This window comes from Streptomyces sp. NPDC107528, assembly GCF_055639295.1.
On sequence record NZ_JBVKAV010000010.1, the window covers coordinates 336,183 to 356,014 of the forward strand.

23 protein-coding genes are annotated in these 19,832 nt (G+C 70.2%); 14 read left to right on the forward strand and 9 right to left on the reverse strand.

The window, feature by feature from the left end; genetic code table 11:
• The first annotated feature begins 31 nt into the window (after window positions 1–31).
• The gene (locus ACZ7L5_RS30900; protein WP_471520708.1) at window positions 32–907 is read left to right on the forward strand and encodes an SMP-30/gluconolactonase/LRE family protein; all 876 of its coding nucleotides are present in this window, start codon (window positions 32–34) and stop codon (window positions 905–907) included.
• A 78-nt stretch (window positions 908–985) separates the two neighbouring features.
• Here ACZ7L5_RS30900 and ACZ7L5_RS30905 read toward each other — a convergent pair whose 3' ends face one another.
• The 3 genes from ACZ7L5_RS30905 to ACZ7L5_RS30915 are packed head-to-tail and all read right to left on the reverse strand — an operon-like array spanning window position 986 to window position 3,770.
• Window positions 986–1,705, reverse strand: a complete 720-nt coding sequence (locus tag ACZ7L5_RS30905; protein ID WP_471520710.1) for an SDR family NAD(P)-dependent oxidoreductase — start codon at window positions 1,703–1,705, stop codon at window positions 986–988.
• Window positions 1,702–2,616, reverse strand: a complete 915-nt coding sequence (locus ACZ7L5_RS30910) for a dihydrodipicolinate synthase family protein (protein ID WP_471520712.1) — start codon at window positions 2,614–2,616, stop codon at window positions 1,702–1,704. The genes ACZ7L5_RS30905 and ACZ7L5_RS30910 overlap by 4 nt, the downstream gene beginning before the upstream one ends.
• Before the next feature lie 2 nt (window positions 2,617–2,618).
• The gene (locus tag ACZ7L5_RS30915) at window positions 2,619–3,770 is read right to left on the reverse strand and encodes a mandelate racemase/muconate lactonizing enzyme family protein (protein ID WP_471520714.1); all 1,152 of its coding nucleotides are present in this window, start codon (window positions 3,768–3,770) and stop codon (window positions 2,619–2,621) included.
• A 158-nt stretch (window positions 3,771–3,928) separates the two neighbouring features.
• On the opposite strand from ACZ7L5_RS30915, the gene ACZ7L5_RS30920 reads away from it, so the two are divergent.
• The 7 genes from ACZ7L5_RS30920 (at window position 3,929) to ACZ7L5_RS30950 (ending at window position 10,224) form a co-directional block, all read left to right on the forward strand.
• The gene (locus ACZ7L5_RS30920) at window positions 3,929–4,600 is read left to right on the forward strand and encodes a bifunctional 4-hydroxy-2-oxoglutarate aldolase/2-dehydro-3-deoxy-phosphogluconate aldolase (RefSeq protein ID WP_471520716.1); all 672 of its coding nucleotides are present in this window, start codon (window positions 3,929–3,931) and stop codon (window positions 4,598–4,600) included.
• Window positions 4,597–5,532, forward strand: coding sequence for a sugar kinase (locus ACZ7L5_RS30925; RefSeq protein ID WP_471520719.1), 936 nt, complete (start codon window positions 4,597–4,599; stop codon window positions 5,530–5,532). The genes ACZ7L5_RS30920 and ACZ7L5_RS30925 overlap by 4 nt, the downstream gene beginning before the upstream one ends.
• A 123-nt stretch (window positions 5,533–5,655) precedes the next feature.
• Window positions 5,656–6,087, forward strand: a complete 432-nt coding sequence (locus tag ACZ7L5_RS30930) for a hypothetical protein (RefSeq protein ID WP_471520721.1) — start codon at window positions 5,656–5,658, stop codon at window positions 6,085–6,087.
• Window positions 6,084–7,331 carry a family 16 glycosylhydrolase gene (locus ACZ7L5_RS30935; protein WP_471520723.1) on the forward strand — a complete coding sequence of 416 codons (1,248 nt, stop codon included), beginning with the start codon at window positions 6,084–6,086 and terminating at the stop codon, window positions 7,329–7,331. Before ACZ7L5_RS30930 ends, ACZ7L5_RS30935 begins: the two co-directional genes overlap by 4 nt.
• A 285-nt stretch (window positions 7,332–7,616) precedes the next feature.
• On the forward strand, window positions 7,617–8,609 hold the full coding sequence (locus ACZ7L5_RS30940) for a hypothetical protein (RefSeq protein ID WP_471520725.1): 993 nt from the start codon (window positions 7,617–7,619) through the stop codon (window positions 8,607–8,609).
• Window positions 8,610–8,818: 209 nt separating this feature from the next.
• Window positions 8,819–9,427 (forward strand): Mov34/MPN/PAD-1 family protein, encoded by a 609-nt coding sequence (locus ACZ7L5_RS30945; protein ID WP_471520727.1) that lies wholly within the window; start codon window positions 8,819–8,821, stop codon window positions 9,425–9,427.
• 5 nt (window positions 9,428–9,432) lie between these two features.
• Complete coding sequence (locus tag ACZ7L5_RS30950; RefSeq protein ID WP_471520729.1) at window positions 9,433–10,224, forward strand: SgcJ/EcaC family oxidoreductase; 792 nt, start codon at window positions 9,433–9,435, stop codon at window positions 10,222–10,224.
• A 431-nt stretch (window positions 10,225–10,655) separates the two neighbouring features.
• Here the strand turns inward: ACZ7L5_RS30950 and ACZ7L5_RS30955 are convergent, their stop codons facing one another.
• Window positions 10,656–10,835: a hypothetical protein gene (locus ACZ7L5_RS30955; protein ID WP_471520731.1), complete on the reverse strand. Its 180-nt coding sequence runs from the start codon at window positions 10,833–10,835 to the stop codon at window positions 10,656–10,658.
• Window positions 10,836–10,866: 31 nt separating this feature from the next.
• Here ACZ7L5_RS30955 and ACZ7L5_RS30960 point away from each other — a divergent pair, with 31 nt between their 5' ends.
• Window positions 10,867–11,388 carry a hypothetical protein gene (locus ACZ7L5_RS30960; protein ID WP_471520733.1) on the forward strand — a complete coding sequence of 174 codons (522 nt, stop codon included), beginning with the start codon at window positions 10,867–10,869 and terminating at the stop codon, window positions 11,386–11,388.
• 418 nt (window positions 11,389–11,806) lie between these two features.
• On the opposite strand, the gene ACZ7L5_RS30965 is transcribed toward ACZ7L5_RS30960, so the two are convergent.
• On the reverse strand, window positions 11,807–12,496 hold the full coding sequence (locus tag ACZ7L5_RS30965) for an ABC transporter ATP-binding protein (protein WP_471520735.1): 690 nt from the start codon (window positions 12,494–12,496) through the stop codon (window positions 11,807–11,809).
• Between the two features lies 1 nt (window position 12,497).
• Window positions 12,498–13,937 carry an ABC transporter permease gene (locus tag ACZ7L5_RS30970; RefSeq protein WP_471520737.1) on the reverse strand — a complete coding sequence of 480 codons (1,440 nt, stop codon included), beginning with the start codon at window positions 13,935–13,937 and terminating at the stop codon, window positions 12,498–12,500.
• Between the two features lie 207 nt (window positions 13,938–14,144).
• On the opposite strand from ACZ7L5_RS30970, the gene ACZ7L5_RS30975 reads away from it, so the two are divergent.
• Both ACZ7L5_RS30975 and ACZ7L5_RS30980 read left to right on the forward strand, forming a co-directional pair.
• Window positions 14,145–14,807 carry a response regulator transcription factor gene (locus tag ACZ7L5_RS30975; protein WP_471520739.1) on the forward strand — a complete coding sequence of 221 codons (663 nt, stop codon included), beginning with the start codon at window positions 14,145–14,147 and terminating at the stop codon, window positions 14,805–14,807.
• Window positions 14,804–16,036 (forward strand): sensor histidine kinase, encoded by a 1,233-nt coding sequence (locus ACZ7L5_RS30980; protein WP_471520741.1) that lies wholly within the window; start codon window positions 14,804–14,806, stop codon window positions 16,034–16,036. The genes ACZ7L5_RS30975 and ACZ7L5_RS30980 overlap by 4 nt, the downstream gene beginning before the upstream one ends.
• An 11-nt stretch (window positions 16,037–16,047) precedes the next feature.
• On the opposite strand, the gene ACZ7L5_RS30985 is transcribed toward ACZ7L5_RS30980, so the two are convergent.
• Window positions 16,048–16,266 carry a hypothetical protein gene (locus tag ACZ7L5_RS30985; RefSeq protein WP_471520742.1) on the reverse strand — a complete coding sequence of 73 codons (219 nt, stop codon included), beginning with the start codon at window positions 16,264–16,266 and terminating at the stop codon, window positions 16,048–16,050.
• 472 nt (window positions 16,267–16,738) lie between these two features.
• On the opposite strand from ACZ7L5_RS30985, the gene ACZ7L5_RS30990 reads away from it, so the two are divergent.
• On the forward strand, window positions 16,739–16,861 hold the full coding sequence (locus ACZ7L5_RS30990) for a hypothetical protein (protein WP_471520744.1): 123 nt from the start codon (window positions 16,739–16,741) through the stop codon (window positions 16,859–16,861).
• Window positions 16,862–16,989: 128 nt separating this feature from the next.
• Complete coding sequence (locus ACZ7L5_RS30995; RefSeq protein ID WP_471520904.1) at window positions 16,990–17,553, forward strand: Lrp/AsnC family transcriptional regulator; 564 nt, start codon at window positions 16,990–16,992, stop codon at window positions 17,551–17,553.
• 183 nt (window positions 17,554–17,736) lie between these two features.
• Here ACZ7L5_RS30995 and ACZ7L5_RS31000 read toward each other — a convergent pair whose 3' ends face one another.
• Window positions 17,737–18,588 (reverse strand): SDR family oxidoreductase, encoded by an 852-nt coding sequence (locus ACZ7L5_RS31000; protein WP_471520746.1) that lies wholly within the window; start codon window positions 18,586–18,588, stop codon window positions 17,737–17,739.
• Window positions 18,589–18,651: 63 nt separating this feature from the next.
• Here ACZ7L5_RS31000 and ACZ7L5_RS31005 point away from each other — a divergent pair, with 63 nt between their 5' ends.
• Window positions 18,652–18,993 carry a winged helix-turn-helix transcriptional regulator gene (locus tag ACZ7L5_RS31005; RefSeq protein ID WP_471520748.1) on the forward strand — a complete coding sequence of 114 codons (342 nt, stop codon included), beginning with the start codon at window positions 18,652–18,654 and terminating at the stop codon, window positions 18,991–18,993.
• Here the strand turns inward: ACZ7L5_RS31005 and ACZ7L5_RS31010 are convergent.
• Window positions 18,899–19,807 carry a tetratricopeptide repeat protein gene (locus tag ACZ7L5_RS31010; protein WP_471520750.1) on the reverse strand — a complete coding sequence of 303 codons (909 nt, stop codon included), beginning with the start codon at window positions 19,805–19,807 and terminating at the stop codon, window positions 18,899–18,901. The two genes, ACZ7L5_RS31005 and ACZ7L5_RS31010, sit on opposite strands and share 95 nt — an antisense overlap.
• Window positions 19,808–19,832 lie beyond the last annotated feature (25 nt).

Below are 19,832 nucleotides of genomic sequence, written 5' to 3' on the forward strand. Positions count from 1 at the left end.
CCCGGGAGTCACCGCTCTGAACACCGAGATCGTGCGCACGCCGTTCCCACGGGCCGAGCTGGGGGAGGCGCCCCGCTTCGACGCGGTGACACGCACCTTGAGCTGGGTCGACCTGGTCGCCGGATGCCTCTGGCTCGCCCACGTGTCGCCGGATGCCTTTGCGGACACCTGGGAACCGGAGCCCGAACCCTTGGCGGTAGTGCACGGTCCGCTGGGCTGTGCGGTGCGCACCGAGGACGGCGGCTGGCTGCTCGCCGCGGGTGGGACGGTGCTGCGCTCGCACGGGGACGAGCCGCTCACCCCGCTGGTCACGCTGGAGCCCGCCGCGGACCGGGCCCGCCTCAACGACGGTGCCGTGGACACCGAGGGGCGCTTCTGGGTGGGCTCGATGAGCGTCCCCCGCCCGCTGGAGCCATGGGGCCGGCTCCATGTCCTGGACGGGGACAGCGGGTTCCTGCACGGCCGTGTCGCCCGGGACGGAATGCTCGCGGCCAACGGCATCGGCTGGAGCCCCGACGGCGCGACCACCTACGTGGTGGACAGCGGGCACCGGTTGATCCACCGCCTGCGCACGGCGACCGAGGGCGTCCTCGTACCGGCCGGCCCGCCGCTCGGCGTTCCGGCCGGAGTGCCGGACGGGATGACGGTCGACGAGGAGGGCTGTCTGTGGGTGGCTTTGTGGGACGCCGGAGCCGTCGTCCGCCTGAGCCCGCGGGGACAGGTGCTGCGGCGCGTCACGATGCCGTGCTCCCGGCCGACCGCCTGTGCGCTGCTCGGCTCCCTGCTGGTGATCTGTACCGCCACGGTTGACGGCGAGGCCTCGTCCGGCTGGACGTACGCCGTCGACGCAGGGGTGCACGGCCCGCCCGCGCCTCGTGCACGTGTCCCACGGGAACGGCCCGCGTAGCCGCTCCCACCCGCGGACCCGTCGGGGCACACCCCATGCCGACGGGTCCGCGCTCCGCACGTGATGTGCCGGTCCGCCCTACTTGCCGAAGAGCCTGTCGCGCAGGTCGGGCCGGAGGAACGCGGCGGGAGAGGCGATGGACAGGCCGCCGTCAACCGGCAGGACGCTCCCGGTGACGAAGTCCGCAGCCGCGAGGTAGAGGACGGCCCCGGCGACATCGGCGGGGCGGCCCACCCGGCCCAGTGGGTACCCCTCGGTGACGTTCGGCAGGTCGTCGTTGTCGATGATTCCCGGGGCGACGGCGTTGACGCGGATGCCGCGAGGGCCGTAGTCCAGGGCCAGTTGCCGCACCAGCCCCTCCACCCCGGCCTTGGCCGCGGCGTAGGCGGGGAGCCAGGGAGCGGCCAGCGTGGCGTTGACGGATGTCACGGCGACGATGCTGCCCCCGCGGGGCAGCACGGCCAGCGCCGCCCGAGCCGGAAAGAACGCGGTGTGCAGGGTGTTGGTGATGCCGTGATGCCAGTCCCCGGCGCTCATGGCGTGTGCCGGCGCCGGGGCCATGACGGCGGCGGCGAGCACCAGGACGTCGAGACCGCCGAGTCGCTCGACGGTACGGCGCACGGCCGCGTCGCCGCCCTCCTCGGTGCCGGCGTCGAGGGCGAGGCCCTCCACCAGATGCGGACCGGCGTCGCCCTCCAGAGAGACCCCGACGACCCTGTCACCCGCCTCCGCGAAGGCACCGGCGATCGCCTGCCCGATCGGTGAGGAGCTGCCGATCAGCAGCACGGCGCGGCTCACGCCAGAACCTGCTGTCCGGCGGGCAGCCGCAGTTCGGCCAGAATCTCGTCCAGGGCCCGGGACGTGACCGGCTCGAGCTCCTGGGCGGGCAGCCGGACCCGGCCCGAGGCGATGATCCCGCGCCTGCGCAGCACCTCCTTGTGGACCGCCCAGGCCTGGCCCGGACGCATGCCGAGGTGGATCAGCGGAAGGAGACGTCCGAACGCGCCACGCGCCTCGGCGCGCCGGCCCGCGGCCATGTCGTCGAGGATGCCGCGGAGCAGATCGGCGAACTCGCAGGCGGGCATGGTGCCGACGCTCCCGTTGTCGTACTCCTCCATCAAGGAGGCGGCGTTCAGGCCGCCGAGGACGGCGAGATCGCCGGCGGTGCCGGTCACCGCCGCCACCTTCACGGGGGTCGGGGGCGCCTCCACCTTCACGGAGGTGATGCCGGGGAGGCGGCCCAGCGCGGCGAGGGTGTTCACGTCGATCGGGACGCCGGTGACTCCGGGCGCGTCCTGCACCATGACCGTCGCATCGGTCGCCCGGGCCACGTCCCCGAAGAAGTCGAGGAGTTGCTGCTGGTTCGGCTTGGCGAGGAACGGGGGCAGGACCATGAGCTGGTCGGCGCCCTGGGCTGCGGCCTGCCGTGCCTGCTCGACGGCGACCACCGTGCTGGTGCCGTTGACACCGGCGACGATCGGCAGGCTGTCTCCCACCACGTGCCTGACCTCGCGCAGGATGACGGCCCGTTCCTCGGCGGTCAGTGCGAAGCCCTCGCTCGCCATGCCGAAGACCGCCACACCGTCCACACCGGAGGCGAGCTGGAACTCCACGAGCGACCGCAGGGAGGGCAGATCCAGCTCGCCGGCGTCGGTGAACGGCGTGGCGAGAATCGGCACAAGTCCGAGCGCGGTACGGGTACGCGCCATGGTCAGCCTCCCTGAGTGAGGTCGTCGATGATGTCCTGGTCGATGTCGAGGCCCAGCCCCGGCCCCTCCGGAAGGGTGAACCCGGTCGGGCCCGCGGTGATCGGAGTGCGCAGGATGCGTTGCGCGAACGGCAGTGTCGTCGGCTGGAACTCGAAGAAGGGGCAGTCGGCGACCGCGGCCGAGACATGCAGGCCCGCGGCGAGGGCGACGCCGAGGCCCACGGAGTGATGGCAGGCCACCGGGACATGGCGGGCGTCGGCGAGCGTGGCGATCGTCATGGCTTCCGTGATGCCCGTGCGCGCGACGTCCGGCTGGGCCAGACCCGTGGCGCGGTGGTCGAGCCAGTCGCGGAACTCGTAGCGATTGCGCAGGGCTTCACCGACCGCGATCGGGGTGACGATCCTGGAGGCCAGCTCGCGATGGCCCGCGATGTCCTCGGGCGCCATGGGGGCCTCGAAGAACAGGGCGCGCCGGCGGTCGAGTTCGCGTCCGAGTTCCAGAGCCTCCGGCAGGCTGTAGACCCAGTGCGCGTCGACGGCGATGCGTACCCCGGGGGCCGCGGCTGCCACGGCGTCGTACGTGGCGAGGTCCGCGTCGATACCCTTGCCGAGGGCCAGTTTGACCGTGGTCGCTCCCTGCGCGGCCCAGTCGGCGGCGAGCCGGGCGCGGCCCTCGTCGGTGGGTTCGGGCAGGCCGGAGATGTAGGCGGGGATCTCGGTGCGGTACATGCCGCCCAGAAGCTGTGCCACGGGCAGCCCGGATGCCTTGCCCGCGAGGTCCCACAGGGCGATGTCGCAGGCCGCCAGCGCGTCGGCCTGATGGCCCACCAGGTGTCCGCGCTCACGCATGAGGTCGCGCATGCCGTCCCACAGCGGGCGCACCGCCAGCGGGTCCTGGCCCACGAGCCAGGGCCCCAGCATGCGGTCGATGATCGCGGCGACGACCTCGGGGCCGACCGGAGCGAGCGCCTCGCCCCAGCCCTCGGCCCCGTCGTCCGTCGAGACGCGGACCAGGACGGTCTCCATATGGGCGGAGTACAGGCTCCGCCACGGAGGTCGCACGAAGTAACCCTGCTCGGCCCGCGGCAGGGAACCGTCGTCCTGCTTTCCGAGATAGGGGGACTCGGTCGGTTGCTTCAGGACGTACGTTGTCACCCGAGTGATCCGCATGGCACCTCCAGAGTAGCCAATTCGCATTGAATCATCTTGCTTCCGCATGGTGAATCTAGCATCCATCACATGGGAGACTGATCACAACAACGACTCAGTCAGCCATGGCCACCCGGCGTCAGGGCTGACGAAAGCGAGGAACCGTGCACCTGCTCGACGAGCTGACACAGCGCAGACTGCTCGCCATCGTCCGCGCCGACGGACCGGATCAAGCCCTGCGCTGCATGCGCACTTTGGTCGATGCCGGCGTCACGGCCCTGGAGGTCTCCCTGACCACGCCGGGCGCCCTCGACGCCATCACCCGTGCGAGGTCGCAGCTTGCGCCCTGCGTCCTCCTCGGCGCCGGAACCGTCCTGACGGCCGACCAGGCGGATGCCGCATCCACCGCGGGCGCCGGCTTCGTCGTCACCCCCGGCCTCACGCAGGGCGCCCGCCGCGCGGCCGCTACCGGAACGCCCCTGCTGTGCGGCGCGCTGACTCCCACGGAGGTCATCACCGCCCTGGACCTGGGCGCTTGGGCCGTGAAGCTCTTCCCGGCCGGACTGCACGGCCCCGGTTATGTGCGCGAACTGCGCGCCCCCCTTCCCGAGGCGCCGCTCGTCGCGGTCGGCGGCGTTGACGCCGCCACCGCGTCCGAATACCTCGCCGCGGGCGCTGTGGCGGTGGGTGTCGGCTCTCCCTTGCTGGGCTCCGCCGGGAGCAGCGGCACCCGGCAGGCGCGGGACGATCTGGCGGCGCGGGCCGCCACGTTCCTGGAATCGGTCGGCTCCCGCAGCGCGGGCGCGCGCACCCGCAGCGGACAGGAGGGACGATGACCGGCGTACTGACGATGGGTGAGGCGATGGTGTCCGTGCGCACGCACACCCCCATGGCGCTCGGCGGCACCGCGCAGCTGTCCGTGGCCGGTTCGGAGAGCAACGTGGCGATCGGCCTGGCCCGGCTCGGCCACGACGTCGCATGGCTCGGCGTGGTCGGCGCGGACCAGCCGGGGGACCTCATATGCCGGACGTTGCGTGCCGAGGGGGTCGACACCCGTTTCGTCCGGTCCGTGGACGAGTCGTTCACCGGGTTCATCGCCTTCGACCAGCCGGCGCACGACATCACCCGGGTCAGCTACCACCGCAAGGGATCCGCCGGCTCGCTGCTCACGGCCGAGGAGTGTCTGGCGGCGTTGGAGGCGACCGCACCGACTGTGCTGCACCTGACCGGCATCACACCCGCCCTGTCCCCGGCGGCCCGGGAAGCGATCCTCTCGGCGGGCCGCACCGCGCATGCCACGGGTGTCCGGGTGAGCCTGGACGTCAACCACCGCAGCAGGCTGTGGAGCCGCGAGGACGCGGCAGAGGCGCTACGGGCTTTGCTGCCCTCGATCGACATCGTGTTCGCCTCTCGCGACGAACTCGACATCCTCGCGCCCACCGCGCAGCCCGTCGCCGCTCTGCTCGACCTCGGCGTCACAGAGGTCGTCGTCACCGCCGGCGCCGAAGGTGCCCACTGCCACACACGGGGCGACGTACTGCACCAGGCCGCCCTGCCGGTCACGGTCGTCGACAGCATCGGGGCCGGGGACGCCTTCGTGTCGGGTTATCTCTCCGCCCTGCTCGACGGACTGCCGCACATGGACCGGCTCCGGCGAGGAGCCGCCACCGGCGCGTTCTGCGTGGGCGCACACGGAGACTGGGAGGCCCTTCCCACGCGTCGGAGCCTCGAACTGCTGTCACACGCCGAGGGCACAGCGATGCGTTGAGAAGTGCTCACGAAAATGCTCAATGTAACCGGGTTCTCACAGATCGATTGACCCGCCCCATCTCTGGCTCTACTTTCACAACCATGCGGATCAGGCATCCACAATGAAGATGAGCGCACCCAGGTGGTCGATGCTCCTTGTCGTCGGCGATGGAGGAGCGCCACCCTCTCCGCAGCGGTCAAGCTGTCGAACGCCGGGGGAGGGGCAGGCATCGCCGCCCGGTGCACGGACCCCAACAACTGCTACTACCTGCGTCTGATGCCGTCGAACAACGGCATCGAACTCGTGAAGAAGCAGGGCGGTGCTGTCACCACACTCGCCCGCCACAACACGACGAGCACTCCGGGCACGACGTATCCGCTGACCTTCCAGCTCGACGACACCCGGCTGACCGCGAAGCTGAACGGCGCACAGGTCATGAGCGTCACCGACAGATCCCTGACGTCCGGCAAGTGGGGCGTCAAGGGTTGCAAGCAGCCCTTCAGTGTCGATGACGTCGCCATGACCTGTCTCTCGCCCCGCATGCACACACGACGAACAGGAGCAACGACGTGAAAGCAAGGCGACGCCCGGCCTTTGCGGCCCTCACCGCGGGAGCCGCTCTGGTGGCGGTACTGCCCGCATCGCCGTCGAGCGCGGCCGTACAGACCCTTCCCGTACCCGACAGCGCTCTCTACACCGAGCGATTCCGGGACGACTTCGACTCCGCCTCGGTCGACACCGACGTGTGGCAGTTCCGGACGGACAAGCGGATATACAGCTGCCAGCAAGCCGACAACGTCTCGACCAGCGGCGGCAATCTCGTCATCGACCTGAAGAAGGAAACCGTCACGTGCAAGGACGGCACCACGGCCAACTGGACGGGTGGCGGCCTGATCTCGAAGCGGAAATTCGGATACGGCTACTACGAAGCCAGCGTGAAGATGCCCAGCGCCCCCGGCTGGCACAGCGCGTTCTGGACCATGTGCGGCGACACCAGCGGCACCGGTGACAACTGCAGGAAGACCGAGATCGACGGCTTCGAGAACGGGTCCGGCAATACGTCGCAGCTCCGGCACAACATCTTCGACTGGAGTGTCTCCCCCTACCAGACGCTCAGCAGTCAGCCGTACAGCCCTTCCGCCGTCGACCCGGCCCGGTTCGCCGGCTTCACAACCTCGGACTGGCACACGTACGGCTTCCTCTACGACGAAACCGGCGTGACGTTCTACATCGACGGCAAGACCGTGCCCGGGAAGAACCAGGTGGATGCAGGCGGCAAGCTCGCCTATCCGGCGACAAGCCGCCCGGGCGGCCTGATGAACCTGTGGCTGACCAGCATCATGTTCGACCCTCCGACAGCCCGGACCGCGCCCGGCCAACTCCTCTTCGGCGACGTCAGCTACGCGGAGAAGGACCGCTACATCGACAACGACGGCTCCGAGGCGGGCACCTACACCGAGACCGGACCCGGCTGGACCACGAGCGGACTGCGGAACGCGTTCGCCAAGTCCACGTCCCGCTTCTCGTGTACGGCCGGTTCATCCGCCCGATGGAGCACGGAGGGACTGACACCCGGCACGTACAGGGTCTGGATTCACAACATCAAGGACTCCAACAGCGACCCCGCGGCCAAGGTGACCCTCACTCACGACGGTCAGGTGGCCCCTTACACCCTCGACCAGAAGAACACCGCGACCGGCTGGCACCAACTCGGCGACGAGCTCACGCTCGGAGCAGGCCGGCAGGACATCGAGATCACAGCCAGTGGCGCCGGCTGTGCCCGCGCCGACACGGTCAAGCTCGAACGCACCGGCTGAGCCCGACACCGAAGGACACGGGATCCGGATGTCTCCCAAGGCGTCCGGATCCTCCCTCTCGCCGTGCTCCGGCTTCGCGGCGAACATACCCGGGCCTGAAGTGGTCGGGCCTGGCGAGCGGTTCGAAGGGCCGGCTCCGAGGGCCGATCGTCTTGCCGCGCGGTTGACCTGCGGCTTCCTCGTCGCACCGGGGAAAGGGTCCACCACGGTCCGCCTCCTCGGCGGGGCTCCCGTGTCGGTGGCGGATGGCAGCGTTGCGGTCATCGTCCGACGGAAGAGGGGCCAATGAACGCATACGACGACCGGCCGGCACAGCCCGCCGACCAGGACGAGGAAACCGCCGCGATCGCCCAGGGATTCGGCGCGGGCCGGCGACCCCAACGCGCCTCCGCCGCCGACGCGTTCGTCCTCATGACCGCCCGCGGCAGCCTCGACACCACCCGCTTCGGCCACGAACTCGCCGGCCTCGCCGCCGACGGCACCCTCAAGCTCGGCCGCCTCACCGAGGCCCTGACCCTCGCGGCACAGGGCGGCGCCCGGCACGCCGTCGCCGCGGTCCTCGCCACCACGCTGCCGGCGCTGCTGCCCGCACCCGGGACCCCGGTGCGGACCGGACTGGCAGCTCTGCTGAACCTCGCCGCCGACTGTGCGGAGCGGGCCGAGAGCACGGCCCCGGTGGAAGGCATCGCCGAACTCGCCGCACGCAAGGGCTACAGCCTCTACCTCAAGGCAGCCCGCCGTCTGCACGCCAACACCCGGATGGTGGAGCCGTTCGGCGGGGGAAGGGGCTTCCGGTTCAAGATCCGCAACATGAGGATCGACGGCCGGGGCGGCGTGGTGCGCGTTCGCTCAGGCGGTTCGTACGAGGTCCGTTTCGAGGTGCTCCACGACTGCTCGGAGTGCGGCAACGCCATCAACCAGGTGATCGTCGGCCTGGCGGGCCAGGAGCGCGCCCAGGCGTCGGTGTGGAACGGCAAGCGACGCAGCGGGGGAGGTGTGAAGGTGGTCAATCCGGGTTCGCGCGTCCAGGCATGGGCGGAGGACAACCCGGGCCCGGCCGAGTGGGTCGAGGTGTCGTGCGAGATCGCCGTTCCCGACAAGCCCGGCACCTACGAGGTGCGAGCACGTTACGCCCAGGCGTATCAGGGGCGGTTGATGACGGCAGAGGCACGCGCGTTCCCCCAGCGCGAGTACGACGACGTGCTCGGCTGGTGGAAGGTCGACCGTCCGGACGGACCCGGCCCGCAATCCACCATCGGCACCGTCATCGTCGAGTAGGGGACAGATCTCCCGGGCTGCAAGGGGCAAATGAGCCGTAGGGAAAACCCCTTGATGTCCCGCCGCCGGGCGCTGTTTGGCAAATTCTCAAGTAATGTCCCGGCGCAGCGTCAAGCCCATCCCCCGCCCCCCACGGAGACCTCCCCATGCCCGCTGCGACGAGCACATCGCGGCCGCCCTTACCAGGCCCCCAGCCCCCCACTGTCCTGATGGACGACCAAGCCCTCGCCGACTTCCTCGGCGCCGCCGCCAGCGAGTACCGGCTCATCACCGCGGAAGCACCACTGCCCTGCTTCGCGCTCCTGCTCGGCAGTGCGGAGGCGACGACGTATCACGTACGTCGCGTCGCCTTCGGCCGCAACGCCCGCACCACCGATCCCGCGGCCCGTCGGGAGTTCACCGAGACGATCGTGCCGACGTTCGGCCCGGCATACGAGAACGAGCGCCGCGGATGGTGGATGCACCCGGAGGACCTGCTGAGGGCGTCCCGCGAGGCGGACGAGTTGGGCCTGGACCTGCTCGGGTCCATCCACATGCACCCCGACTGGCACCGCCTCGGCCCACCTTCACAACGGGACCGGCTGCTCAGCGAACGACCCACCCCCATGGACCGGCATCTGTTCAGCCGGACCGGGTGGCCGCTCAACATCATCTGCTACCTGGAACGCCGAGGCGGTCACTTCTACCACGCCCTGGCGGCCTGGGCCCCGCCTCCGCCTCACTCCGCTGAAGGCGCTGAAGGCGCTGAAGGAGCGAACGGCACCGAGTGCACCGAGGTGGCCCTGCGCATCCGCACGAGCCCTCTGACGAAAGCGTGACCGCGATGGACCAGACCGCAGCAACATCCCCTCCGTTCCCGGACCAGGACGACGAGGCGGCCATCCGCGCGCTGTGGGCCGAGATGGCCCGCGGCTGGGCGGCGGGTGACGCGACGCTCTTCGCGTCGAGCTTCGCGGCGGACTGCGACTTCACGACCGTACGAGGGGAGAAACCACCTGGCCGGGACGGCATAGCGGCAGGCCACGCGGCCCTGTTCGACGGGCCCTATGCCGGAACGGCACTCGCCGCCCAGGTGCTCGCCGTCCGTTTCCTCCGCCCCGGCCTGGCGACCGTCGAAGCCGAGTCGACCATCACCGCCCCGGGCGGGAAACGCCTCGCGACGACACACGCGTCTGCCGTCGTCGAGCGGACGGCGGGGGGCCGCTGGCTGATCGTCACCTTCCACAACATGATCCCCGCGCCCCCGCCGACCGTCCGGCCGAGGCTCCGTCACCTGGCCATCGTGGCCCGCGATCCCGAGAAACTGGCCGAGTTCTACTCCTCGCTGTTCGCCATGGAGCTCTTCCACCGTGACCCGGACGGCAGTTGCTTCCTGTCCGACGGTTACCTGTCCCTCGCCCTCATCAAGCATCGGCTCGACGGGGAGACCCCGGTCGGCTTCAACCACTTCGGTTTCCACGTCGCGGACACGGCGGCCCTCGGCGCGGCACTGGCGGCCGCAGGCACGCCCGAGCCCGCCGAGCGCTTCACCGACCGCCCCTTCGCCGAGTACCGGGCCATGGACCCCGAGGGCAACTGGTTCGACCTCTCGGAGCACGGCTTCGGCGGTCCTTGACGGCTTACTGCCCATGCTCGCGCGTTCCGGGGCGGAGCCCGCCTGGCAAGCGGTCGTCCGGCCCGGTACCAGGGAAAGTCCCCTGTCTGATTCAAGACGTTATGCGGCACTCTGATCCTCTCCGGGCGTTCGCCGCGGTCATGGTGATCATCGCGACCGAGCGGATACCCACCTCGCATGTGTTCCGCTACGACTTGGAACTGGTGGCTCGTTCATGAGTACCGAAAGCCTCTTCAGTCACCTCGCCGACCGGCAGCGCCGGCTGTTCGTTGTGCCGATGACGCTGGTCGTGTGCGTCGTGCTGGTGGATGTCCTGAGCCCGTCCCCTGTCCGATTCACCGTTTCTGGCCGTGGCGCCGGCGTTCACCGCCGCTTTCGCCGGCGTCAGGACCACCGCGGGCGTCGGGGCCCTGCCGTGGGACTGCAGATCTTCATCGACCTCCAGGAGAGGCCGGGCTGCGTCGCGCGGCCCGGCTCATGCCGTCGCCCGGTGGCTCGCCGTCAGCCACCATCGGGTAGACCTGGCCGTTGTGCAGCGGGCCGTCGTGACCGAACTTCCGCGCCGCACAAGGGTGGGTGCAGCGCAGGTCGGGCTGGATCGGCGTGGGCATGTCGCCGGCCGTTCGCGGGCAATGCTGAACCATGGCTACGGATGGCGGCGTCGCGGCAGGGGTGCAGGTCTGCTCTCTCAAGGTCGATACACCTCAGCTGATCTCGCCGGGGACCGCGTACAAGATTGTCCGGTTCCCCTTCGGAGCGGCGGAATCGACGGACCGATTCGAGATGCACCAGGCCCTCCAGCCGGACGGCTATGTGGTGAGTGACTGGGCGACAGACGACCGCAGCGGCCTGATCTGGCCGTCCAAGGCGGGCTGGGGCCACCTGCACGCGATGATCCAGTGGGAGTCCACCAGCGGCACCACCGGCTACACCGAGCTGCGCGACCAGTACGTCCGTGACCCGCTGGGCCTGACGCCCAACCCGAACGACACCACAGCGACCGAGCACCGCACACCGACGCCCGGCGGCCAGTACTACGTCAAGAACCATGGCATCTTCGTCGTCCCGGGTACCCCGGTCGCGCTGCGCGTCACGCACAACGACGCCGTGCCGCGTCTGTTGACCCTCGCCGAGTTCAAGCTCGTCATCCACGACGCCGCCTAGGGCCGGTGGAAGGCCTCGTCACCCCGCTTGACCAGCTGTCCTCCGCGCACCCCGGCGCCCAACGCCCTCGGTCACCGCAACGCCGCCCACCACGGCGAGGAAGCGATGCCGAACACTCTCGGCCGAGCTGACCCACCGCCGCACCCGCCGGCGATCCCGCGGCAACCTGGCCCCCGGTACCAGCCGGAGGCCAGGCCAGTCCCAGTCCGGTAGCCCGCTGCGGCTCGATCGCGTCCAACACACGGCGGTCCCCCGGGAACTGACCCTCCCTCAGGCATCCCGTCACCTCGGGCGCCTCATCCCGTCAGTTCCCGCCGCGGGCCTTGTGATCCGGCGTCGGCTCCGCATTCACGGACGGGATGCCGCTCGGCGCAGGTTTCCGGATGGCGCAGCCGTGAGGTGTTGCTTCGGGGGAGGGTCACGCGTGCGTCACCAACTTGCCGCGCTGCAGCCGCAGCACCTCGTCGCAGGCGTCGGCGACCTCCTTGGAATGGGTCACCACGATCACACACTTGCCGTCGTCATGGGCGAGCTTGCGGAACACCTCGATGATCCCGCTCGCCGTCTGATGGTCCAGGGAGCCGGTGGGCTCGTCCGCGAAGAGGACGTCCACCTCGCAGGCGAGCGCCCGGGCGATGGCGACGCGCTGCTGCTGACCGCCCGAGAGCTGGAGCGTCCGCCGCTTCTGGTCGGCCGCCTCCACGCCCAGCAGTTCGAGGAGCTCCGCCGCACGTTCAGCACGGCGGCCACCCTTCACCCCGGTGATCTCCATGGCCGAGGTGATGTTCTGGATCGCGGTCATGTACGTGAGCAGGTTCAGCGACTGGAAGACGGTCGCCGCGTGCCGGTTGCGGTACTTGCCGAGGCCCAGTTCTGCGATGTCGCGACCGCGGAAGCGCACGGTGCCGTCCGTGGGGGAGTCCAGGCCGCTGGCCAGCGACAACAGGGTCGTCTTGCCGGATCCGGAGGGGCCCACCACGGCGTACATCCGGCCGGCTTCGAAGCGGTGCGAGACGCTTTTCAGCACCACACGGCGGCGGTTTCCGCTCTGGTAGACCCGGGTCAGGCTCTCGAGTTCGAGGAGGGGACCGGAGGGGAGTTCGGACACGTCAGTCGCCCTTCGTCAGGATGTCGCGGGGGTTGAGGCGCAGCACGCGGCTGCCGGGGATCAGCGTGGCGATGGCCGCGATGACGAGGCCGGTGGCGCCGACCTTGCCGATGTCGCCGGGGCCGAGCCTGATGTCCATGGAGTCGATGGGGTCCGCGGCGGGCTCGTTCTGCTTCATGCCGCCGTTGGTGTCGGAAGGGTCACGCTCTGGGCCCTGGTTCGCGGCCTCGTCCTTGGCGGAGGCGACCTCACCGGCCAGGAGCCGGTCCCCGATGCTCTGGGACAGCAACCCGCTGCACGCCCCCGCGATACCGATCGCGATGACGGCGCAAGCCACGACCTCCACGAGGTGCTGCCCGAGCAGCCGCGGCTTCTTCTCGCCGAGCGAGAGCAGGATTCCCAGCTCCTTACGGCGCTCGCGCAACGACGACGCGACGATCAGAGCCAGAATGACCGTGCCCGCGACGGCGACCAGCCACACGGTGACCGTGGCGAAATCCGCCGTCTTGGTGATCGGCCCGACCAGCGCCTTGTACTGCTTGTCGTTGACGCTCAGCGGGAAGATGTCCAGGTCCGCGCCGGCCTTCTCGGCGTCCTGCTTGAGCCGGTCCAGATCCTCGGGGTCCTTCAACGTGAACGTGGCCTGCTTGACGACAGCGTCGTCGGCCTTGCCGCCCTTGCCGAGCAGGGTGCTCGCGCCGTCCGGGCTGACGTACAGGTGATTGGCCGGGTCCATCAGAGCAGGCACGTACTGGCCGGTGTCGGCGAGGCTGCTCTTGTAGATGCCGACGACCTTGAAGACGTATTCCTTCTCGTTCTTCTTCTGACCGGGCGGCGGAAACTGCCCGACCTTCAGCCTCACCGAGTCGCCGACCTTCAGGCCGTTCGCCTTCGCCATACGTTCCTCGACGACGATCTCATCACTCTTGCTGCGCGGGGTGATCCCGTGGCCCGATACGAGCTTGGAGTCACCGCCCCGGAACTCATTCACCGCGTTCAGATCACGAATGCCGTCCGCCCGGAACAGGTCGGTTCCCAGGGTGTCCTGTCCGGCCGGCGGCGGGACGGGCTGATACAGCTTCGTGGACTTGGTGGGGAACGCGCCCGCATCGGTGGTGTAGTTGCACTGCGCCACCACCGACGACCCGCAGATCTTGTCCACGAGGGAGCGGTGCAGATCGCCTGCCGCGCCGATGGTCCCAGGCATGCTCCCGTTCGACTCCTGCGCCTTGCCCGAAGAGATCAGCGCATCCAGGTCGAGCTGCATGGTCGCCACCGCGCCGACGCGCTGCTTGGCGTCGGTCGCGGCGCGTGCGGCGGCCGACTGGATCAGAAAGCCGGAGAGCACCAGGGTGCAGATGACGAAGAACAGGCCGATCAGCATCAGCGTCTTCCCCAGGTGACCGGTCAGCCGCCACCACGCCCGTTTGAAAAGATTCATGACTTCGACGCTAGGCACCGGGTGTTGTGAACCGCATTTGCCGACAGCGCCCGCGCTCTGCTTCTCATACACGGATCACATACCGGACCTGATAGTTGTGGCCGAGGACAGTGCGACAAGAGGAAAACCGGCGGCCGTCCCGCCGAATTCCTCATGGAATTCTCAGAAATGAGAAATCACGAAATCACGGAGAAAGGTGTCACGGCGATGCGCGTTCTGGTGGTCGAGGACGAGCAGTACATGGGAAGGGTCCTCGAAATCGGACTGCGCCAGGAGGCGATCGCGGTCGACGTCGTGCACGACGGCGAGACGGCCCTGGAGAAAGTCACCGTGTACGACTACGACGCGGTCGTCCTCGACCGCGACCTGCCGGGTGTGCACGGGGACGAGGTGTGCCGCCGGATCGTCGCCATGGACCTGGACTGCCGCATCCTGATGCTCACCGCCGCGGGCCGCCTCGGCGACAAGGTCGAAGGGCTCGGCCTGGGCGCCGACGACTACCTCGCGAAACCCTTCGACTTCCCCGAACTGGTCGCCCGCCTCAGGGCGTTGTACCGCCGCAGCCCCATGGTCCACCCACCCGTCCTCACCTTCGCCGACCTCTCCTTCGACACCCACCGCCGCATCGTCACCCGGGCCGGCGCCGAGATCCGCCTCACCCCCAAGGAGCAGGCCGTCCTGGAACTGCTGCTGCGGGCCGACGGGGGCGTCCTCAGTGCCGAGTACCTCCTGGACAAAGCCTGGGACGCCCACTGCGACCCGCTCACGAACGCGGTACGCCTGGTCGTCCACACCCTCCGCAAGAAGCTCGGCCACCCCCAGCTCGTCCACACCGCGATCAGCGCCGGCTATCACCTGGGCCTCAAGTGAGACGCCTGCGTCCCCCGGGCGGCAGGCCCCGTGCCCTGAGCATCCACACCCGCCTCTTCCTCGGCTTCGGCGGTGCGCTGGCCCTGTGCTCGGCCCTGATGGTCACGATCATCTACGTCGGCATCCGCTATCTGCCGACGTACGACCTCACGACGCCCGCCAGCCTCCTGCCGCAGCCGTCCCACACCACCCAGCCGCACCAGCCCACTCAGGGCCCGACCGTCGACCCGGACGGTCTCGTCCCCGCCGGCAAGATGCCTCAGAGCGAGACGCTCGACCTCTCCGGCCTGGTCCGCAGCAAGGAAGACGTATGGCACATGGTGCTCGCCGTGTCCACCGGCGGTGTCGTCCTGGTGATGGTCATCGGGCTGGCCGCGGGCTGGCTCCTGTCGCGCCGCCTGCTCGCCCCCCTCGGCACCATCAACAAGGCGGCGGCGAAAGCGGGCGAGGGCGACCTCGCGTACCGCATCAACGCCCAGGGCCCGCACGACGAGCTGAAGCAACTCGCCGACACCTTCGACACCACCCTGGCCCGCCTTCAGGAGTCCTTCGCGGCGCACCAGCGCTTCGCCGCCAACGCCTCGCACGAACTCCTCACTCCACTCGCCACGAACCGGGCCATCCTCCAGGTCGCCGCGGCCGACCACAGCGGCAAACAGTTCGCCGAGCTGCTGCCGATGCTGGTGGACACCAACGAGCGCAACATCACCATCGTCAACGAACTGCTCCAACTGGCCGCCGCGGACCAGGTCTGCTACGACATCGAAGCCGTCGATCTCGCGGCCCTGACCGCCGAGGCGGTCGATGAGCAGCGCTCCCGGACGTCCGGCATCACCATCATCGAGGAGTTCCCCGGCAGGGCCACGCCGGGATGCGAAGTGGTGGGAAACGAAGCGCTGTTGCACCGGGTCGTCGCCAACCTGCTGGACAACGCACGCGTCCACAACATCCCCGGCGGACCGGTGCACGTGGCGGTACGCACGGCCTCGTCGCGCACCGTGGTGCTGGAAGTGGACAACGCCGGCCCGGGCGTGGACCCCGGCACCGTGGACCGCCTCTTCGAACCCTTCTACCGGGCCCGGCCCCGCGTCTCCAGCGACCGGGGCCATGGCCTCGGCCTAGCGATCGTCCGCTCCGTGGTCCGCGCCCACCGCGGCACGATCGCCGCCGAGGCCAATGCGACAGGAGGTCTCCGCGTCCGGGTGACACTGCCGACAGTCGGCCCCTGACCTCCACCCGATCACCACGGCCCCAGTTTCTCGGCCGCGTCCCCGTGGGGGCCGTGGTCCTGGTCCTGGGCGTGCGTACACAGCGCCAGCAGGACGGCTGCCACCGCGCTGCCGATCAGAAGTCCGATGAACCGCGCTCTGAGCGTCGGCGGGGCCGGAAGCCGCGCGGTCGTCGCCCGCCGGGGCGGCGTGCGCCCCTCGGTGGCGTGCCCCGGCGGGCGGCGGTGCACACCGCGCCGTGGACGGGGCGGCGTTGGGCCTCCGGGGTGGGACGGCCGGCCCGGAGCCGGCCCGGGCTTTGATGCGGTGGTACTCGTTTGAGGGCCACCAGCCCAGCAGCCGGGTGGGAAGGTGCAGCCCGGTGCGGCGGTCCAGATCGCCGAGATCATCATGGAGGGACCGGCACCGCACGCAGCGGCGCACATGATGTACCGCCCCGGGGCGGCACAGGCATCCGTGGCTCCCGGAGACCCTCCACGACCTGGGCGCACGCGTCACTGTCCAGCCGGTGCAGGTCCCCAGGCCGATCCTGGCACTGCGCAGCGTGGCCCGCGCCGCCCGAGAGCCGTCGCCACACCCGAGCCGGACGCCCCGCGCGCCCGTTGGTCGGGGCGGACGCGACGACGGTGTCGCGCCGTGGGCTAGGGCGAAGGACTCGCCTGGCTCTGCTGCCATCCGGCGCCGACAGCCGTCGGTGAGATCGTGGTCGCCTTCATCGAGGTCAACTGGGTCCCGGGCAGGCTGCACGAGGTCTGCGCCCAACTCGTCGACGACGCACCGCTGTTGACCATCGAGCATGTGACCGTGGCCGGGATCCGCTGCTGACGGACGTGCTGCGCAGCCCTGCCCAGCTCGTGCGGTACGTGGCGTTCAGGCTGGAGACCATGGAAGGCGTCACGGCCGTCCGGACACTGGTTCTGACGGCACTGCACATCGAGGGCAGCCGGTGGCGCATGGGCCGCCTGCACGGTGTGACCAGGTCGTCCGCGCCGCTGTCGGCCGCGGGCCCTCCGGTCCACGAGCTCTCCGAGGCCGACCATGAACTGATCCGTCTGCTGGACCGGGACGTACGCCAGAGCGCGGAGCGCATGGCGCGTGACAGCGGACTGAGCCCGACGACGGTGCGCCGCCGGCTGGCACGCCTCGACGCGGCACGGGCCATCACCTACCGGTGCGAGGTCGCCCGGTCGGTCTCGGGCTGGCCGGTGTCCGCGACGCTGTGCCGCCACGGTCGCGGCCCAGGACGTCCAGCGGGTGGTGGCGCAGCTCGCCGTGATGCGGGAGACCCGCATGTGCGTCTGGCTGTCGGGGCCGGGCAACCTGATGACGACGGTGGGGCTGCGGACCGTCGACGACCCCCGGACGTTCGAGTCCTCGCTGACCCAGCGGGTACCACAACTGACGGTCACCGAGAAGTCGTTGACGCTGTGGCGGCTCAAGCATTCCGGCCGTGTGCTCGACGCGGACGGCCGGGTGCTGCGATCCGTGGCGGCGGCCGAGGAGTGGCAGGGCAGTGATACCCGCAGGTGGAGAAGGAGTTGCTGGAGCGGTTGCGGACGCCGGGCCGGACGACCTGACAGCCGCGGCGGGCGTGGTGAGCAACGACATGCCCGGTCCGCACGCCGTCCCGTGGGAGTACCTGTCGTCGACTCGCCTCCGAGGACCGCCCCGCCCACCCGCGGCCAGGCCGGACTGCCCCGTCAGAAGGCGATGTCGGCCAGCCATTGCGCGGGCGTGCGGGGCGTGATGCCCAGCAGCCGCTGAGCCGACCGCTCCGGGTCGATCTCGAAGCCCGGCAGCCTGCCGAGGGCCTGGTAGAGGGCCGCGACACCGGCTGCGGCGCCCTCGCCGATGACGGGAGCGACGGCGGCACCGAACTCCTCGGGAGCCAGGGCCTCGAAGCCGACCGGCCGCCCGGACCTGGCCGCGAACGCCTCGGCCAGGCCCGGTCCCGTGACACCCGGAAGCTGCCCCACGCTCACCACCCCGGTGATCTCCGTACGGTCGACGAGCAGCGCGGCCGCTACATCGGCCATGTCCAGGTGCGAGGCCCACGAGACCCGGAAGTCCCGCCGCAGCGGGTAGCCCAGGACATCGCGCTCGCGTACCCCTGCCGCGACGCTCGGCAGCAGAAGGTTGTCCAGGAACAACGTCGGTGCGATCACCGCGTGGGAGAGGCCGAGGTCAGTCAGGCCGCAGGCCAGCACGGCGACCGCGTGGGGCTCGCTCCCTCGCGGCTCCAGCGAATCACCGCTGGTGGAGAACACCACACGCGCCGGCCGGGTCTCGCGGAGCGCGGCGAGGACGTTGTGGGCCTGAGCCACACGCTCCTCCTCCGGGCTGAGCGGCAGGTGGACGAATACGCCCTTGGCGCCCTGGTAGGCACCGATGAGGTCCGCGGTCGAGGAGGCGTCGGCCACCACCACGCGCGCTCCGGGCACCTCGGCGTCCGCACGCCGGGTCAGTGCCGCGACCTCCCTGCCCGCGGCGGCGAGAGCGGCGACGACGGGAGCACCCTGGGCGCCGGTGGCGCCATGCATCACATAGGTCATGGGGCCATTAGTGCATAGAGTGCACCAGTTACATCAACTGCACTATTGGGCTACGGTGGAAAAGTGACGAAAAAACCGCTCCCGGAATGCGGCGTCGCCCGATTCCTCTTCCTCACCGTGCTGGACGGGCCGTGGGCACTCCTCATCGTGCGTGAACTGCTCGGCGGACCGCACCGCTTCACGGCCCTGCGCGACGCCCTGCCGGGCATCAGCCCGCACACTCTGACCCGTAGGCTCCGCCAGTTCGAGGCCCACGGCATAGTCATCCGCACCACCTATCCGGAAGTACCGCCGCGTGTGGAGTACAGCCTCACGCCGATCGGCGAACAACTGCGTGATGTCCTGGACGCCATGGCCGCCTGGGCTTCTGCGGTCCCGGACGCCGCACCCGCACGCGAGGCGTGAATCCGGTCGGCCGCGCGTACCCCCTGCGCCGTTCCCACTCCTGGAGCAACGTCTGATGTTCTGGGCCGGCGCCCGGTAGGGGTGCGTCAGCGGCCGCGTCGCCACCAGCGCCGTCCGGGTTCGGCGCGGAGGGTCTTGAGGTTCTGCGCCCCGACCGGGTTGCCGGACTCCGCCGAGCGCCGGAACCAGGTCTCCGCCTCGTCTGTGTCGCCGCGCTCGGCGAGCAGGCGGCCGAGATTGTTGGCCGCGTCCGCGTCCCCCGCTTCGGCGGCCCCAAGAGCCGATCGGCCTCGGCGAGGTCGCCCCGGTCGCGCACGAGGACGCCGAGCAGTACCGCGCCGTTGGTGCTGCCGGCGTCGACCGCACGCCGGAACCAGGTCTCGGCCTCAGCGAGGTCGCCCCGGTCCCGGAGCAGAACCCCGTAGGTGCCCGCGCCTTGAGGATCGCCGCCCTCCGCCGCCCGGCGCAGCCACAGCTCGGCCTCGGCACTCTCGCCGCGCTCCTTGAGGAGGGTGCCGAGGTAGAACGCGGAACGGACGTCCCCCAGTTCGGCGGCCCCGCGCCACCACACCTCCGCCTCGGCCAGATCCCCGTCCCCGGCGAACAGCAGGCCGAGTACATGCGGCCGGCCCGGGGAGTCCGGCTCGATGGCCCGCCGATAGCGCTGCCGAGCCTCATGTTCCTCACCGGCGTCCCGCAACCGCAGGCCGAAGAGATAGACCGCGTTGATCTCGCCCGCGTCGGCGGCCACCTCCAGCCCCGGGTGGTGGCCTTCAGGTCTGCCTGCCGAGTCCGCCGAGTCCGCCGTGTCCATCCTCCGGTGCTCCCTTCCCCCTGCC